The sequence below is a fragment of the Streptomyces sp. NPDC002817 genome (genome assembly GCF_053592055.1).
This window is the reverse complement of the sequence record NZ_JBSFUY010000010.1, coordinates 62,990-78,116: the sequence shown is the minus strand read 5'-3', so window position 1 is coordinate 78,116 and position 15,127 is coordinate 62,990. Positions and strand designations below refer to the sequence as shown.

At 70.4% G+C, this 15,127-nt stretch carries 15 protein-coding genes; 6 read left to right on the top strand and 9 right to left on the bottom strand.

What is annotated here, in order from left to right:
- Positions 1–5 precede the first annotated feature (5 nt).
- Together ACWD3I_RS20905 and ACWD3I_RS20900 are read right to left on the bottom strand one after the other, a co-directional pair.
- A complete protein-coding gene (locus tag ACWD3I_RS20905) occupies positions 6–755 on the bottom strand; it encodes an ABC transporter permease (protein WP_365393056.1) in 750 nt (249 codons plus the stop codon).
- Positions 756–768: 13 nt separating this feature from the next.
- The gene (locus tag ACWD3I_RS20900) at positions 769–1,551 is read right to left on the bottom strand and encodes an ABC transporter ATP-binding protein (protein WP_365393059.1); all 783 of its coding nucleotides are present in this window, start codon (positions 1,549–1,551) and stop codon (positions 769–771) included.
- Between the two features lie 80 nt (positions 1,552–1,631).
- Here ACWD3I_RS20900 and ACWD3I_RS20895 point away from each other — a divergent pair, with 80 nt between their 5' ends.
- The 4 genes from ACWD3I_RS20895 to ACWD3I_RS20880 all read left to right on the top strand — a co-directional run bounded on the left by ACWD3I_RS20895 (position 1,632) and on the right by ACWD3I_RS20880 (position 6,508).
- Positions 1,632–2,273: a TetR/AcrR family transcriptional regulator gene (locus ACWD3I_RS20895; RefSeq protein WP_365393061.1), complete on the top strand. Its 642-nt coding sequence runs from the start codon at positions 1,632–1,634 to the stop codon at positions 2,271–2,273.
- Between the two features lie 136 nt (positions 2,274–2,409).
- Positions 2,410–3,258 (top strand): 3-hydroxyacyl-CoA dehydrogenase family protein, encoded by an 849-nt coding sequence (locus tag ACWD3I_RS20890; RefSeq protein ID WP_307025789.1) that lies wholly within the window; start codon positions 2,410–2,412, stop codon positions 3,256–3,258.
- A 151-nt stretch (positions 3,259–3,409) separates the two neighbouring features.
- Complete coding sequence (locus tag ACWD3I_RS20885; protein WP_067029557.1) at positions 3,410–3,733, top strand: STAS domain-containing protein; 324 nt, start codon at positions 3,410–3,412, stop codon at positions 3,731–3,733.
- Positions 3,734–3,988: 255 nt separating this feature from the next.
- The gene (locus ACWD3I_RS20880) at positions 3,989–6,508 is read left to right on the top strand and encodes an ATP-binding protein (RefSeq protein ID WP_365393065.1); all 2,520 of its coding nucleotides are present in this window, start codon (positions 3,989–3,991) and stop codon (positions 6,506–6,508) included.
- Positions 6,509–6,625: 117 nt separating this feature from the next.
- On the opposite strand, the gene nucS is transcribed toward ACWD3I_RS20880, so the two are convergent.
- Positions 6,626–7,309, bottom strand: coding sequence for an endonuclease NucS (nucS, locus tag ACWD3I_RS20875; protein WP_266887974.1), 684 nt, complete (start codon positions 7,307–7,309; stop codon positions 6,626–6,628).
- Between the two features lie 249 nt (positions 7,310–7,558).
- Between nucS and ACWD3I_RS20870 the strand changes: the two genes are divergently transcribed.
- Positions 7,559–7,951: an SCO5389 family protein gene (locus ACWD3I_RS20870; protein WP_266887972.1), complete on the top strand. Its 393-nt coding sequence runs from the start codon at positions 7,559–7,561 to the stop codon at positions 7,949–7,951.
- Between the two features lie 87 nt (positions 7,952–8,038).
- Here the strand turns inward: ACWD3I_RS20870 and ACWD3I_RS20865 are convergent, their stop codons facing one another.
- On the bottom strand, positions 8,039–9,067 hold the full coding sequence (locus tag ACWD3I_RS20865) for an LLM class flavin-dependent oxidoreductase (protein WP_365393069.1): 1,029 nt from the start codon (positions 9,065–9,067) through the stop codon (positions 8,039–8,041).
- A gap of 222 nt (positions 9,068–9,289) precedes the next feature.
- Here ACWD3I_RS20865 and ACWD3I_RS20860 point away from each other — a divergent pair, with 222 nt between their 5' ends.
- Positions 9,290–9,613 (top strand): hypothetical protein, encoded by a 324-nt coding sequence (locus tag ACWD3I_RS20860; protein ID WP_046262493.1) that lies wholly within the window; start codon positions 9,290–9,292, stop codon positions 9,611–9,613.
- Here ACWD3I_RS20860 and ACWD3I_RS20855 read toward each other — a convergent pair.
- The 5 genes from ACWD3I_RS20855 to ACWD3I_RS20835 form a co-directional block, all read right to left on the bottom strand.
- Positions 9,610–10,488 (bottom strand): ABC transporter permease, encoded by an 879-nt coding sequence (locus tag ACWD3I_RS20855; protein ID WP_365393072.1) that lies wholly within the window; start codon positions 10,486–10,488, stop codon positions 9,610–9,612. The two genes, ACWD3I_RS20860 and ACWD3I_RS20855, sit on opposite strands and share 4 nt — an antisense overlap.
- Entirely contained in the window at positions 10,485–11,864 is a 1,380-nt protein-coding gene (locus ACWD3I_RS20850) for an ABC transporter ATP-binding protein (protein ID WP_365393075.1), read from the bottom strand. The genes ACWD3I_RS20855 and ACWD3I_RS20850 overlap by 4 nt, the downstream gene beginning before the upstream one ends.
- Positions 11,865–11,975: 111 nt before the next feature.
- Positions 11,976–12,746: an ABC transporter permease subunit gene (locus ACWD3I_RS20845; RefSeq protein WP_365393078.1), complete on the bottom strand. Its 771-nt coding sequence runs from the start codon at positions 12,744–12,746 to the stop codon at positions 11,976–11,978.
- Between the two features lie 2 nt (positions 12,747–12,748).
- Complete coding sequence (locus tag ACWD3I_RS20840) at positions 12,749–13,708, bottom strand: ABC transporter ATP-binding protein (RefSeq protein WP_365393081.1); 960 nt, start codon at positions 13,706–13,708, stop codon at positions 12,749–12,751.
- A gap of 9 nt (positions 13,709–13,717) precedes the next feature.
- Positions 13,718–15,064 carry an MDR family MFS transporter gene (locus tag ACWD3I_RS20835; protein ID WP_365393083.1) on the bottom strand — a complete coding sequence of 449 codons (1,347 nt, stop codon included), beginning with the start codon at positions 15,062–15,064 and terminating at the stop codon, positions 13,718–13,720.
- Positions 15,065–15,127: the final 63 nt, after the last annotated feature.

The window sequence follows — 15,127 nt, the reverse complement described above, 5'->3', positions numbered from 1 at the left end:
CGTAGTTACGCCCCGGCCGTTCGGAACACGCGTGTGCCCACCGTCACGGCGAGTGCCGTGAGAGCGAGGGCGACCAGCACGCCGTACGCCATGTGCGCCGAGGCGTACGAGCCGACGTACGCGTCCCTGACCGCGTCCACCAGATAGCGGAACGGCACGAAGTGCGAGAGGACGTCCAGCCAGGCCGGGCCCAGGGTCATCGGGAGCATCAGGCCGGACAGGAGCATCATCGGCATCGTCAGGGCGTTGACCGCCGGACCGAACTCCCCCGGGGTGTGCAGCTTCATGGCCAGCGCGTACGACAGCGAGGCCAGCGACACCGTCAGCAGCGCGACGAACGCGAAGCCGATCAGGATGCCGGGCAGCGGGGCCCGCAGCCCCATCGCCAGCGCGGCCAGCACGAGCAGCACCGCCTGGAGGACGAAGACGGTGGCGTCCCGCAGCACCCGCCCGAGCAGCAGTGCCAGCCGGCTGACCGGCGTCACCCGCATCCGCTCCACCACCCCCTGACTCTTCTCGACGATGATCGTGAACCCCGCGAACGAGGCCCCGAACAGGCCGAGTTGAAGCAGCAGCCCGGGCACGAGCAGCTGCCACGAGCTGCCCGGCCCGCCCAGCGGGAGATCGGTGAGCAGCGGGCCGAAGAAGAGGAGATAGAGCAGCGGCATCAGCACGCCGAAGAGCAGGGCGAAGCGGGAGCGCAGGGACTGGCGGAGATAGCGGCCGTAGATCAGCGCGGTGTCGTGGAGAAGCATCGTCGGGGGATTCCTATACGGCTACGGGGGCGGCGTCGGCCGGTGTGGCGCTGCGGCCGGTGATGGCGAGGAAGGTGTCCTGGAGCGAGGCGTCGATCGAGCCGCCGTACTCCAGCTTGAGCGCGGTCGGGGTGCCCTCCGCGACGACCACGCCCTTGTCGACGACGACCAGACGGTCGGCGAGGGCGTCGGCCTCGTCCAGGTAGTGGGTGGTCAGGAACACCGTCGTGCCGTGCTCGTCGCGCAGCCGGCGGACCAGGTCCCACAGGTCGGCCCGGCTACCGGGGTCGAGGCCGGTGGTGGGCTCGTCGAGGAACAGCACCTTCGGGCGATGCGTGAGGGCCATCGCGATGTCCAGGCGCCGGCGCTGACCGCCCGACAGCGCCCCGCACTTGCGGTCGAGCAGCCCGGTCAGATCCAGATCCCGGGCCAACTCCTCGGTCCGCTCGGCCGCCTGGGTCTTCGTCAGCCGGTAGAGGCGGCCCTGGGTGACCAGTTCCTCCCGCACGGTGATCTGCGGGTCGACCCCGCCCGACTGGGCCACATAGCCGCAGGCTCTCCGCACTCCGGCGGGGTCGGTGGTGAGGTCGTGTCCGGCGACGGTGGCGGCGCCCCCGGTGGGTTTCAACAGGGTCGTGAGCATGCGCAGGGTGGTGGTCTTCCCGGCGCCGTTCGGGCCCAGGAATCCGAGGATCTCGCCCTCGCGGACCCTCAGGTCGATGCCGCGGACGGCCTCCACCGGGCCGAGTTTCGTCTGGAAGGTACGGGCCAGGCCCGCCGTACTGATGACGGTCATGGCCACAGAAAAACAGAGTCTCTTAAATTTTGCAATGACCCCAAAGTTTCAGAGAGTCCAGCGAAGCTAGGATGTGGACCATGGCTGAAGGGCTCAGGGAGCGGAAGAAGCGCGAGACGAGGCAGCGGATCTCGGACATCGCCACCGGGCTGTTCCTGGAGCACGGATTCGTGACCGTGACCATCGCGGAGGTGGCGGAGGCCGCCGATGTCTCCGTGAACACCGTCTACAACTACTTCCCGGCGAAGGAGGACCTCTTCTTCGACCGCTCCTCCGGCGTCGTCGAACAGCTCTCCCGCTGGGTGCGCGGCCGGGACGTGGGGGAGTCGGCCGCGCGGGCCGTGCTGCGCGAACTGCGCGCGGAGGTGGAGGCGGTCTCGCCCCGGGTCGGCCTCATGGCGGGCTACGACCGTTTCATGCGCTGCATCCACGAGGCGCCGCCGCTCCGTTCCCGGCTGTGGAGTCTGCAGCAGGAGATCCACGACCACCTCGAAGCGACCCTCCGGGAGGCGACCGGTGCCGTCGACGCGGACCCGCTGCCGGGGCTGATCGCCGGTCAGATCTGCTGGGTCCACTCGGAGGTGTTCGTCCACATCGGGCGTGAGATGGTCGCCGGGCGCAATCCGGACGAAGTGTCACGAGAGGTGCTGGCGCTTCTCGGCGACATCGAGGAGCTGTTGAGCGAGAACGTGCTCAACTACGCCGTACGAGACCACGGATGAGCCGTGCCGGTGTGATGTCCGTCAGATGAGACGTGACGCGCATTACTAACCGGTCACACAGCACCTCACGCCCGCTAAGGTCCGCCGAAGAGGCAGTCGTAAACAGCATGTAAGGCGTTCAAAGGGGAGTCGCACAGTGGCACGGAAGCTTGCCGTCATCGGCGCCGGCTTGATGGGTTCCGGGATCGCCCAGGTCTCCGCTCAGGCGGGCTGGGACGTCGTCCTGCGGGACGTCACCGACGAGGCGCTCAAGCGTGGCACCGACGGCATCAAGGCCTCGTACGACAAGTTCGTGAGCAAGGGCAAGCTGGAGGCGCACGACGCCGACGCCGCCCTCGGCCGGATCACCGCCACCACCGACCTGGACGCCGCCGCGGACGCCGACATCGTCGTCGAGGCCGTTTTCGAGAAGCTCGAGGTCAAGCACGAGATCTTCCGTGCCCTCGACAAGATCGTGCGCGAAGACGCCGTGCTCGCCTCCAACACCTCCGCCATCCCGATCACCAAGATCGCGGCGGCCACCGAGCGCCCCGAGCGGGTCGTCGGTGTGCACTTCTTCTCGCCGGTGCCGATGATGCAGCTCGTCGAGCTCGTCCGCGGCTACAAGACGAGCGACGAAACCCTCGCCACCGCACGGGAGTTCGCCGAGTCCGTCGGCAAGACCTGCATCGTCGTCAACCGGGACGTCGCCGGCTTCGTGACCACCCGGCTCATCTCCGCCCTCGTCGTCGAGGCGACCAAGCTCTACGAGTCGGGCGTCGCCACCGCCGAGGACATCGACCTCGCCTGCAAGCTGGGCTTCGGCCACGCCATGGGCCCCCTCGCCACGGCCGACCTCACCGGCGTCGACATCCTGCTGCACGCCACGAGCAACATCTACACCGAGACCCAGGACGAGAAGTTCGCCCCGCCGGAGCTGATGCGCCGGATGGTTGACGCCGGTGACATCGGGCGCAAGAGCGGGCAGGGCTTCTACAAGCACTGAAACCGCACAGGCCCCTGAGGCATCACTCCCGGGGGTGAATTCGGTATCGGTTCGCTTACAGACGGCAACCTCTGACCGTCCAACTCAGTCAGACGTTGCATCAACCGGACATCACATTCGCGGAGCACGAGACGCACCACGGGGAGCGCATATGTTCATCAGGGGCGACCACGCCGAGCTGGTCGTCGGGGGCCGCCTCGACGTCCGCAGCGCGGCGGACGCCCGTACGGTCCTGCACACGGCCGTCGACGACGGAGTCGGCGATCTGGTGCTGGATCTGTCCGAGCTCGACTCCTGGGACGCCACCGGACTCGGGGTGATCATGGGGGCCCACCGCAGGGCCGGCCGCTGCGGCCGACGCCTCGTGCTGCGCGATGTACCGCCGCAGATGCAGCGCCTGCTGGTGGCCACCCGGCTGCACCGGATCCTGGCGATCGAGGGCGGCATCGGGGTGGAGTCACTGCCCCGGGTGTGACCCCTTGTGTGAACGCGGTGTGAGGGCCGGGTGCTGCTGCTGTGAAACGCAGGTCGCGCACAATCCTCACGAGACTGTGACGTCTCGGACGGCGCGGTACCCCGGGCTGTCGTAGATACTGTGCGAAGGTTTAGGGTTCGGTCGCCCGCTGAGTGAACATCCCTGAATGAGCGGGCCCGGACCAGAAGCGACAGCGCGGTGTGCAGCAAGGCCGGGAGGGGCTCGGCACACGACGCTTTTGGGGGGCTTGAACCTATGGACCCGAACAACCGGGGACCCGAGGAGTACGGCCATGACGGTGACGGCGATTCGCCGCGCCAGCGCCCGCCCAGGGACCCCCTCACACCCGACTTCGGCCAGAGCACACCCGCCCTGGCCCGCACGGTGCAGCTGGTGTCCGGCGACTACCTGCTCACCGTCAACCCCGTCGACGGCAGCGAGATAGAAGTCTGCCCGCCCGGCGAGCGGCCCTCACGGCCGCGGAAGCTCAGCGCCACCGAACGTGCCGAAGCGGACCGCGCGGCCAAGCCGCCCGTCCCGGCCGGTCTCAACCGGCCCACGCTGCACCTCCTGGCCCGCCAGGACGAGCGGGAACGGCTGGTACGCCTGCTCGCCCGCGGCCGTTCCGTACGTCTCACCGGCCCCGCCGGCTCCGGTCGCACCAGCCTGCTCGACCTCCTCGCCGAGGACTGCTCGGACCTCGCCCCCGACGGCGTGGTCCGGCTGACCGGCTTCCGCCGCACGGCCGACGACCTGCTGTACGACCTCTTCTACGCCGCCTTCGACGCCCCCCTGCACCGGCCCGCACGGGACGAGCTGCTCGGGTACGTCCGGGAGATCGGCGCGGTCGTCGTCCTGGACGACGTCGAGTTCGGCGGTGCCGCGCTCGACGAACTCCTGGACGCCACCCCCGAGTGCGCCTTCCTGGTCGCCACGACACCGGACGTGCCCGCGCCGTCCGCCGACTCGGCCATCGAGGAGGTCTTCCTCAGCGGCCTGGACCGGGCCGGCGGCGTGGAACTCCTGGAGCGCGGTGTCGGCCGGGTCCTCACCGAGGAGGAGGCCAACTGGGCCGGCGACCTCTGGTTCGAGTCCGAAGGGCTGCCGCTGCGTTTCGTCCAGGCCGGCGCCCTGCTCCGGCAGCGCGACGAACTGCGAGCCAGCACGGACGCCTTCGACGAGTTCGGCGTCTTCCAGGAAACCCAGGTCGACGCACCCTTCGAGGCCGGCGACGGACACGATGTACCGCTGCCCTCGCTCGCCGAGGGCGCCGCGCCCGCGGCCCTGCTCGCCACCCGGCTCAGCGACTCGGCGCGCGCCGCACTGCGGTTCGCCGTGGCGCTCGGCGGTGAGGTGCCGCACCAGGCACATCTGCCCGCCCTCGTCGGCGACACCCACGCGGACGCCGCCCTCGGTGAACTGCTGGGCTGCGCGCTGGTCTCCCCGGTCGGCTCCCGCTACCGGCTCGCCGCAGGGGTGCAGGCCCAGCTGGAGGCCGCCGGATACGGCACCGACACCGAGGCCAAGGCCCTGGCCGCCGCCCAGCACTACGCCTGGTGGGCCGGGCATCCGTCGGTCACTCCCGAGCGGGTGTGCGCCGAGGCGGACGCCGTGCTCGCCGCGCTCGGCATCCTCGTGCCGGCCGCCGTCCCGCCCGCCGAGGACGAGGAGTCCGTCACGGTCCAGCTGGCCCGCACCGCGGCGCCCGCGTTCGCCGCGGGGCTGCACTGGAGCGCCTGGGAGCGGACCCTGCAGTTCGGCGCCGAGGCCGCTCGGATCGCCGGTGACGGGGGCGAACGGGCCTACTTCCACCACGAGTTGGGTGTCCTCGCACTCTGCGCCGATCAGCTCGACCGGGCCCGCTCCGAACTGGAGGCCTCCATCGGGCTGCGCGGCGCACTCGCCGACAAGCGCGGCACGGTCGCCGGCCGCCGGGCTCTGGCGCTGGTCTCCGACCGCTCCGGCATCCCGCTCGGTATCGGCGCGACGACCGGTGAAGAGGTGCCCGACGCCCGGTACGAGGAGTCGCAGTCGCCTCCCGGTGGCGTCCCCGCGGCCTTCCCGCCGCTCCAGTCGCCGTTCGACAACTCGACCCTGGTCACCAACCGGGTCCCGGCGGCCCCCGTTCCCAACCGCAAGGCCCGCGGTGGTCTGAAGGGCCTCGCCCGCCGCAACCTCGTCGCGGCCGGCGCGGGCGCGCTGCTCGCGGCGGTGCTCGGCACGGTGGTGACGCTCGGCGCCACCTCCAACCCGGACAACGACAACCCGTCCACCAAGGTCGGCCCCAACCCGTCGGCCAGCCAGGGCGTGGACGACGGCAGCCTGGGCGCCGACGTGCCGAAGAACGGCGACGAGGGTGACACCGGCGAGGCCACCAGCCGGCCGACCGACCCGGGCCCCGACGGCACCTACGGCACCTCCGACGACCCGACACCGACGGACACCGCGGAGCCTTCGGACGACCCGAGCGGGACGAAGGGGACGTCGAGCTCGCCGAGCAAGACGCCCACGACGAAGCCGCCGACCTCGACCTCGAAGCCGCCGACCTCGTCTACGCCGACGGAGTCGCCGACGCCGACACCGACCGAGACGTCCGAGTCGCCCTCGCCCACGACGAGCCCCACGCCGGATCCTTCGGACGAGCCGTCCACCTCGGACTCGGCCAGCGGCCCCGCCGCCTCCAGCGCACCGGCGAGCACCTCCGCCGGCGCCCCGGAGAGCAGCGACGCGGGTTCGCCCAGCACCTCGGGCTCGGCGTCGAACGCGGTGATCTGACGCCGGTACGGCAACACAGGAGGGCCGGATCCTGGGAACAGGACCCGGCCCTCTTCGTCGTGGAAGAACCGGCGTGGAAGAACCGGCGTAGGGGAACCGGCGTAGCGGAAGAGCCCGTCAGAACAGCCGCAGCTTGTCGTCCTCGATGCCGCGCAGGGCGTTGTAGTCGAGGACCGTGCAGCCGATGCCGCGGTCCGTGGCCAGGACGCGGGCCTGGGGCTTGATCTCCTGGGCCGCGAAGACGCCGCGGACCGGGGCGAGATGCGGGTCGCGGTTCAACAGCTCGAGATAGCGGGTGAGTTGCTCCACCCCGTCGATCTCACCGCGCCGCTTGATCTCGACCGCGACGGTCTGGCCCTCGGCGTCCCGGCACAGGATGTCGACCGGGCCGATGGCCGTCATGTACTCGCGGCGGATCAACGTATAGCCGTCGCCGAGGGTTTCGATACGGTCGGCGAGCAGCTCCTGAAGGTGTGCTTCCACGCCGTCCTTGATCAGGCCGGGATCCACGCCCAGTTCGTGCGAGGAGTCGTGGAGGATCTCCTCCATGGTGATGATCAGCTTCTCGCCGCCCTTGTTGACGACGGTCCAGACGCCCACGGCGCCCTCGGGAAACTCCCCCGATTCCTCCTTCAACGTGCAGGGCGGCGACATCCAGTTCAGGGGCTTGTAGGCCCGGTCGTCCGCGTGGATCGACACGCTGCCGTCCGCCTTCACCAGGATGAGACGGGGGGCGGACGGGAGGTGGGCGGTGAGCCGGCCCGCGTAGTCCACGGAGCACCGGGCAATGACGAGACGCATGGTCGGCAACGCTACTCGACGGGCCCGGGTCCACGCGATTCGCCCCAGAAACGCGATGTTCGTTTGTGGCCGATTGTGTCCCCAACCAGGGCTCTCTATGTACGCGTTCGCCTGGTGCCGTCACCGTCCGTTGCTTACCGTAGTAACCGGGAGGTCGTGGAGCGTGCACTCAGCGTGTTCGGATTCGCGAACTCCCTTACCTGTCCGGCAACCCCTGAATTCCTGTTCGGGGGTGCGAGAGGAGAACCCATGTCGCTCGACGTCTCACCGGCCCTACTCGAGAAGGCCGAGCGAGGCGAGGTCGACGAAGCGGAATTCGTCGACTGCGTCCGGACCTCCCTGCCCTACGCATGGGAGATGGTCAGCTCCCTGGTGGCCCAGCTGAAGGTCGACGGCGGTCAGTTCGCCGACAACCAGACGCCTCCGCCGGACGAGCAGGCACGCGGTCAGCTGCTGCGTGCGCTCGCGAGTGACGCGATACGCGGCGCGCTGCAACGGCACTTCGGGGTGCGACTGGCCTTCCAGAACTGCCACCGTGTGGCGGTGTTCCCGCTGGACGGCTCGGTGGACGAGTCACTGGCCCGTTTCACCTCGGTCCGTAGTCAGCTGCTCAACCAGTCACCGGAGTTCCGGGACTGCTGAGACAGCGAACTGCCTGCTTGCCGCTCCGTACGCGGGAGGTGCATCAAGTACCGGGGCGGCAAGCACGGCGGGGTGCGGTACGCACGGTCAGCCGAGGTGGGGGAGCACCTCGGCGCCCAGCCGCCGGACGTTCTCCTCCGTCGCCGCCAGATCCCCCGAGCCCTCCGTGAGCAGGGCGAAGCGCGAGATGCCGGTCCGCTCGCTGGTCGCCGCGAGCCGGTCGGCGCAGAGCCGCGGAGTGCCCACCGGATGCAGCCCGCAGAGCAGTTCGGTGTACGCCACCGGGTCGCGCATCGAGCGATGCCGGCCATCGACCGTCACATGGGCCTCCAGGCCCTGCCGCAGCCAGCCCGGCATCGCCTTCACCAGGGCCTCCACCGCGTCCGTGCGCCGGTCCCCGATCTGGCAGACCCCGGCCGAGACATGGGCCGCGCCCAGTACCTCCTCCGGCGAACGGCCCGCCGCGCGCGCGTGCGTGCGCCACAGGGAGACCATCTCGGCCTTCTCCTCGTCCCCCACGTGCATCCCGAGCAGCATCGGCAGGCCACGCTCGGCGGCCAGCCGCACACTCGCCGGGGAGGTGCACGCCACGACGACCTCGGGTCCCGGCTCCTCCGACAGGGACTCCGACGGCCGCGGCACGACGGCTACTTCACGGAAGTTGAAGCGCTCCCCGGAGGCCGCCACCGACGGTTCGCGCAGCCAGCGCACCAGCAGATCGAGTGATTCCGGGAACCCCGTCTCGTACGCCTCCAGGCCCGAGCCGAACACCTCCAGGTCGACCCACGGCCCGCCGCGCCCCACGCCCAGCGAGAACCGTCCGCCGGACGCGATGTGCAGCAGCGCGGCCTGCTCGCCGAGGGCGACCGGGTGGACGGTGGGCAGCACGCTGACCGCGGTGCCCACCCTGAGGCGACGGGTGCGGCCCAGCAGTAACGCCGCCAGGGTGATCGCCGATGGACAGGTGCCGTACGGCACGAAGTGATGCTCGGCCAGCCAGACCGAGTCGAGGCCGGCCTCCTCGGCCACCTCGGCCGAGCGGACCGCGCGGTGCAGCGCCTCCCCCTGGCCCTGCCCCGGGAACTGGGCCGCCAACACGAAACTTCCAACGTGCATTGCTTTTCCTGCTTCCTTGGCTCCGACGCGGAGCTCCCCCACCCGGCATAACCGTCTGACACGTGCCGAGGACACGGCCTGGCGAAGAGATACTCGGATTGTCTGCAGAATGGGCCGATATGAAGAGGCACTTGTGGGGGTTGGTCCCCTACGCCTACCCAGGCTCGTGACGCGTAGGCTGGACACGGCCCATGCTTCCTGTATAGCCCCGTGAGGTGTCCTGTGTCCCCGCGTCGCAACCGACCCAAAGGAGCCGACCCCTCAGGAGGGGACGACAGCTCGGGACGTTACGGCGGATTTCAGTCCACCGAGAGCTGGCAGGGCGAGGAGTGGAACATCCGTCATGTGGCGGGGGCGAGTGCCCAGGGCAAGTCCTATCGCTGCCCGGGCTGCGACCAGTTGATCCCCGACGGCGTCCCGCATGTGGTGGCCTGGCCGGACCACTCGGGCGTCGACGAGCGCAGGCACTGGCACAAGGCGTGCTGGAACGCGAAGGACCGCCGCACCTCGAGGGTGCAGCGGTCCCGTAACGCGCCGAGGTTCTAGACGTCCCGCTGGTTGAGGAGGGCGTAGGCGCCGGCGAACGCGGCGGCCGTCACCCCCGCGATGATCCACAGCGGGTCCCAGCCGGAGGGGCCGGTCTCGGTGAGCGAGTTGGAGTAGAAGACGCTCAGCTGGTTCGGGATGGAGTACTCGAACAGGGCCGTCCGCAGGTCCTCCAGCGAGGACGAGAACATGAACAGGGCGATGACCAGCGGGGCCAGCACCAGGCCGATCATGATGGTGATGGCGCCCGCCGAGTGCCGGATGATCGAGCCGACGATCAGCGAGAGCAGGCCGAGCAGCGCGATGTAGAGCGAGATGCCCAGGGTGCCCTTGAGCCACTCGCTGCCGGTGGGGTCCTTCACGCCGGTGCCGTCGAGGAGGGCCACGTCGGCGAGGGCGACCAGCAGGACCGACACGAACGTGACGACGAAGGCGACCAGGAAGAAGACGATCGCCTTCGCGGTCAGCACCCGGCCACGGCTCGGGCACGCGGTCATCGTCGTGCGGATCATGCCGGTGCCGTACTCGGAGGCCGTGGTCAGCACGCCGAGTGTGATCACGCACATCGTGCCGAGCAGCAGTCCGAAGAAGCCGAACGACAGCGGGTTCTCCCCGGACAGGCCGCCGTCGCTCGCGCTGCTCGACACCACGGCGGCGGCGAGCAGGCCGATGCCGACGACCAGCAGCACGAAGACGCCCAGCGTCCACATCGTCGAGCGCACCGAGCGGATCTTCGTCCACTCCGAGGCGATCGCGTGCCCGAGGTGCGTGCGCACGACCGGGATCGGCGAGGTGTACGCGGCGTACGAGGGAGCGGGCGCCGCCTGCCAGTCGGGTGCGGCGGCCTGCGGCATCGGGGGCTGGGGCGTGCTCATCGGGCGTCCTCGGACTTCGTCAGGTCGGCGGCGGGCGCGGGGGTCGGCTGCGGGGCCGGCGGGGCGGCGACGGGCTGCTGGGGCGCGGGGGCCGCGGCGGGCTGCGGGGCGGCCGCGGGCGGCGCGGGGGCTGCGGCGGGGGCGCTCGGGGCGGGCTGCTGGGCCGCAGGCGGGGTCGCGGGGCCGGAGGGCTGAGCCGGGGCCTGGGGGGCCTGGGGAGGCGTCTGGGCGTACGGGTTGGGCTGACCCGCGCCAGGGGCGCCGTACGGGCCTGCCGGGGGCTGCCCGGTGCCGTACGCGCCGGCGGGCGCCGGGCCCGTGCCGGGGGCGCCCACGAGCGGCTGGCCGCCCTGCTGCGGCGGCGGAGGCGCGTACCAGCCGGGCTGGCCCTGGCCCGGGACCGGCATCGGCGGCTGGGCTCCCGGCGGGAGGGGCTGCTGAAGGCCGGCCTTCTGGTCGATCGTCGAGCGGTAGTCGACGGCGCCCTGGGTCATCCGCATGTACGCCTCTTCCAGCGAGGCCTGGTGCGGGGAGAGCTCCCAGAGGCGTACGTCCGTGTCGTGGGCGATGTCGCTGATGCGGGGGAGCGGCAGACCCGTGATGCGCAGCGCGCCGTCCTGCTCCGGCAGCACATGCCCGCCCGCCTCGGTCAGCGCGGACGTCAGCTTCTCGCGCAGCTGCGGATCGGTGTCGGGCGTGCGTACGCGAGCGAAGCCGGCGGAGTTCGCGGCGATGAAGTCCTGCACGCTCATGTCGGCCAGCAGCTGTCCGCGCCCGATGACGATCAGGTGGTCGGCGGTCAGCGCCATCTCGCTCATGAGGTGCGAGGAGACGAAGACCGTACGGCCCTCCGCCGCGAGGGACTTCATCAGGTTGCGCACCCAGAGGATGCCCTCGGGGTCGAGCCCGTTGACCGGCTCGTCGAACAGCAGCACCTGGGGGTCGCCGAGCAGCGCGGCGGCGATGCCGAGCCGCTGGCCCATGCCGAGGGAGAAGCCCTTGGAGCGCTTCCTGGCCACGTCCTGGAGTCCGACCACGCCGAGCACCTCGTCCACCCGGCGGGCCGGGATGCCGGACAGCTGGGCGAGGCAGAGCAGGTGGTTGCGGGCGTGCCGGCCGCCGTGCACGGCCTTGGCGTCGAGCAGCGCGCCCACCTGGCGGGGGGCGTTGGGGAGCTTGCGGTACGGGTAGCCGCCGATCGTCACCTGACCCGACGTGGGGTTGTCCAGACCGAGGATCATCCGCATCGTCGTCGACTTGCCGGAGCCGTTGGGGCCCAGGAAGCCGGTGACGGCACCGGGCCGTACCTGGAAGGAAAGGTTGTACACAGCGGTCTTGTCGCCATATTGCTTGGTCAGGCCGACTGCCTCGATCATGCTCCGCACCCATCGAAAGGTTCAGGACAGCAGGGCACACGCCCCCGTAAGGGTTAGGAGCTTAACCGGGCGCTGACGGTTCCACTCAAGAGCGAGCAAAGCTCCGGGGTGTCATGCGTCCCTCTTCTTCAGCAGGACGTACCCTCCCGCGACCGCCGCGAGCACCCACAGCACCATGATCCCGAACCCGCCCCAGGGACCGTACGGAGTGTCGTCGTCGATCGGGGTGACCACCTGCATGATCTTGCTGCCGGCCTGGTCGGGCAGGTACTGGCCGATCTTCTTGGTCGCCGAGACGTTGCCGAGGATGTTGGAGATCAGGAAGAAGAACGGCATCAGGATGCCCAGCGACAGCATCGGCGAGCGCAGCATCGTGGCCACACCCATCGAGAACACCGCGATGAGGGTCATGTACAGCCCGCCGCCGATGACCGCGCGGAGCACTCCCGGGTCTCCGATCTCGGCCCGGTGCGAGCCGAGCATCGCCTGCCCGAGGAAGAAGGTGACGAAACTGGTGACGAGGCCGACGGCGAGGCAGAGGCCGGCCGCCACCGCGATCTTGCTGAACAGGAAGGTGCCGCGCTGCGGTACGGCGGCCAGCGAGGTGCGGATCATGCCGGTGCTGTACTCGTTCGACACCACGAGCACCCCGAACACGATCATCGCGAGCTGACCGAGGCCCATCCCGGCGAAGCTGATGAAGGTGGGGTCGAAGGAGAGCTGGTCGTTGCGGCTCATCTTGTCGAACTCGTTCTTCGACAGGGCCGCGATCAGCATGCCGAGGGCGAGGGTGACGACCACGGCGAGGGAGAGCGTCCACACGGTGGAGGCCACCGACCGGATCTTGGTCCACTCGGACCGTACGACCTGGATCGCCGCCATGATCAGTTCTCCTCCCAGTCGTCGCCCCACTGCTGGGGTGGCGCCGCAACAGGTGTGTCGGAGTGTGCGTGGTACTCGACCGACTCCGCGGTCAGCTGCATGAACGCCTCTTCCAGGGAGGCCTGCTGGGGGCTCAGCTCGTGCAGCACGATCTGGTGCTGCGCGGCCAGCTCCCCGATGTGCTCGGGCTTGCCGCCGTCGACCTCCAGCGTCCCGTTGCCGGTCTCCACGACCGTGACTCCGGCCTCGTGCAGCACGTCGAGCAGCCGCTCGCGCTGGGGTGAGCGGATCCGGACGTACGACCGCGAGTTCTGCTCGATGAACTCGGCCATGGAGGTGTCGGCGAGCAGCCGCCCCTGACCGATGACGACGAGGTGATCGGCGGTCAGCGCCATCTCGCTCATGAGGTGGGAGGAGACGAAGACGGTCCGCCCCTGTGCCGCGAGGGACTTCATCAGGTTGCGGATCCAGTGGATGCCCTCGGGGTCGAGCCCGTTGACCGGCTCGTCGAACATCAGGATCCGCGGATCGCCCAGGAGCGCGCCCGCGATGCCGAGCCGCTGTCCCATGCCGAGGGAGAACCCCTTGGCCTTCTTCCTCGCCACCGCGGTGAGGCCGACGGTGTCGAGGACCTCGGCGACCCGCCTGCGGGGGATGCCGTTGCTCTGGGCGAGGCAGAGGAGGTGGTTGAAGGCGCTGCGCCCGCCGTGCATGGCCTTGGCGTCCAGCAGGGCGCCGATGTACTTCAGCGGTTCTCTGAGGTGGTCGTAGTGCTGCCCGTCGATCCGGACGTCACCGGCGGTGGGGCGGTCGAGGCCGAGCATCATCCGCATCGTCGTCGACTTGCCGGCGCCGTTGGGCCCGAGGAAGCCCGTGACGATGCCCGGTCTGACGGTGAAGGTCAGGTTGTTGACCGCCACCTTCTCGCCGTACCGCTTGGTCAGGCCCTCGAGCTCGATCATGCGGCCACGCTAAGACGGGCGTTCGGGGGCTGCCACTTGAGCGGGCAGGGCGAGTGCGACGAGGGCGGCGAGCACCGTGAAGGCCGTCGACCAGAGGAAGGCGTGCGGGAAGGCCGTGGCTCCCCGCCCGCGTGCCAGTACGGCGGCCAGGACGGCGGTGCCGACGGAGCCGCCGAGCTGCTGCACGATCCGGACGGTGGTGCTGCCGTGCGGGATGCGGTCGGGGCTCAGGCCCTGGTAGGCGCCGACGTTCACGGCGAGGTTGGCTGCGCTCGTCCCGAGGCCCCGGACGACGAGGGCGAGGGGAAGGAGGGCTGCCGCGGGGTGGTGGAGGGCGAAGGGGAGGGTGCCCAGGGCCGACAGCAGCAGGCCCGTGAGGACGACCGGGCGGGGGCCGACGCGGTCGGTGAGGGGGCCCGTCGCCCGGGACAGCAGGCTGCCGAGGCCCTGTGGCGCCAGCAGCAGCCCGGCGGCGACCACGCTCTCGCCGCGCGCCTGCTGGTAGTAGAGCGGCAGCAGGAACATCCCGCCGTACAGGGCGAGGCCGTTCAGGAACATCAGCGTCGCGGAGACGGCGAAGGCGCGGTCCTGGAACAGCCGGAGGTCGACGAGGGGTGCGGGGGAGCGCAGGGCGTGGGCCGTGAACAGGACGACGAGCAGGGCGCCCGCGGGGATCGCGGCGTCCCGGGCGAGGCCGTCCTGGGAGAGGCCGTAGACGAGCGCCGCGAGGCCGGGGGAGAGGAGCAGCAGGCCCTTCGTGTCGAGGCGGCGGTCGGTGCCCGGGCCGTCCTCGGGGACGTACCGCCGGGCCAGCGCGAGGGCGAGCAGGCACAGGGGCAGGTTGACGTAGAAGATCCAGCGCCAGCTGAAGTGGCCGACGATCAGACCGCCGAGGACGGGGCCGAGGATCGGACCGAGGAGCGCGGGCAGCGTGATCACGGCCATGAGGCGGCCGAGGTCGCGTCCGCCGGCGGCCCGCATGACGAGTGTCTGGAGGACCGGCAGCAGCATTCCGCCGCCGATGCCCTGGAGGACCCGGAAGGCGATCAGCGAGCCGATGTTCCAGGCGAGCCCGCACAGCACCGACCCGGCGAGGAAGAGGCCGAGCGAGCCCAGCCATACGCGTCGGGCGCCGTAGCGGTCCACGGCCCAGCCGGACACCGGCACGACCGTCGCGAGGGCCAGCAGATACGCCGTGCTCACCCACTGCACGGCTGTCGTCGAGGTGTCCAGGTCGTGGCCGAGGGTGTGGATGGCTATGGACACGATCGTGCTGTCGAGCAGGGGGGCCAGGGCGCCGAGGACGAGGACGCCGGCCAGTTTGAGGACCGCGGGATCGAGGCGGGTGGTGGGCATGGCGACTCCCTTTGGAGACGGTGCGTCTCTTAATCCCACGATAGGCTGGCGCTCACAAGAGAC

Bases quoted from the DNA above. Each gene is read 5' to 3' on its own strand.
- ACWD3I_RS20870 (WP_266887972.1), top strand. From the start codon at position 7,559: ATGTCGCTCGACGTCTCACCGGCCCTACTCGAGAAGGCCGAGCGAGGC.
- ACWD3I_RS20850 (WP_365393075.1), bottom strand. From the start codon at position 11,864: ATGATCGAGGCAGTCGGCCTGACCAAGCAATATGGCGACAAGACCGCT.
- ACWD3I_RS20885 (WP_067029557.1), top strand. From the start codon at position 3,410: ATGTTCATCAGGGGCGACCACGCCGAGCTGGTCGTCGGGGGCCGCCTC.
- ACWD3I_RS20835 (WP_365393083.1), bottom strand. From the start codon at position 15,064: ATGCCCACCACCCGCCTCGATCCCGCGGTCCTCAAACTGGCCGGCGTC.
- ACWD3I_RS20855 (WP_365393072.1), bottom strand. From the start codon at position 10,488: ATGAGCACGCCCCAGCCCCCGATGCCGCAGGCCGCCGCACCCGACTGG.
- ACWD3I_RS20845 (WP_365393078.1), bottom strand. From the start codon at position 12,746: ATGGCGGCGATCCAGGTCGTACGGTCCGAGTGGACCAAGATCCGGTCG.
- ACWD3I_RS20840 (WP_365393081.1), bottom strand. From the start codon at position 13,708: ATGATCGAGCTCGAGGGCCTGACCAAGCGGTACGGCGAGAAGGTGGCG.
- ACWD3I_RS20895 (WP_365393061.1), top strand. From the start codon at position 1,632: ATGGCTGAAGGGCTCAGGGAGCGGAAGAAGCGCGAGACGAGGCAGCGG.
- ACWD3I_RS20900 (WP_365393059.1), bottom strand. From the start codon at position 1,551: ATGACCGTCATCAGTACGGCGGGCCTGGCCCGTACCTTCCAGACGAAA.
- ACWD3I_RS20880 (WP_365393065.1), top strand. From the start codon at position 3,989: ATGGACCCGAACAACCGGGGACCCGAGGAGTACGGCCATGACGGTGAC.
- ACWD3I_RS20905 (WP_365393056.1), bottom strand. From the start codon at position 755: ATGCTTCTCCACGACACCGCGCTGATCTACGGCCGCTATCTCCGCCAG.
- ACWD3I_RS20865 (WP_365393069.1), bottom strand. From the start codon at position 9,067: ATGCACGTTGGAAGTTTCGTGTTGGCGGCCCAGTTCCCGGGGCAGGGC.
- nucS (WP_266887974.1), bottom strand. From the start codon at position 7,309: ATGCGTCTCGTCATTGCCCGGTGCTCCGTGGACTACGCGGGCCGGCTC.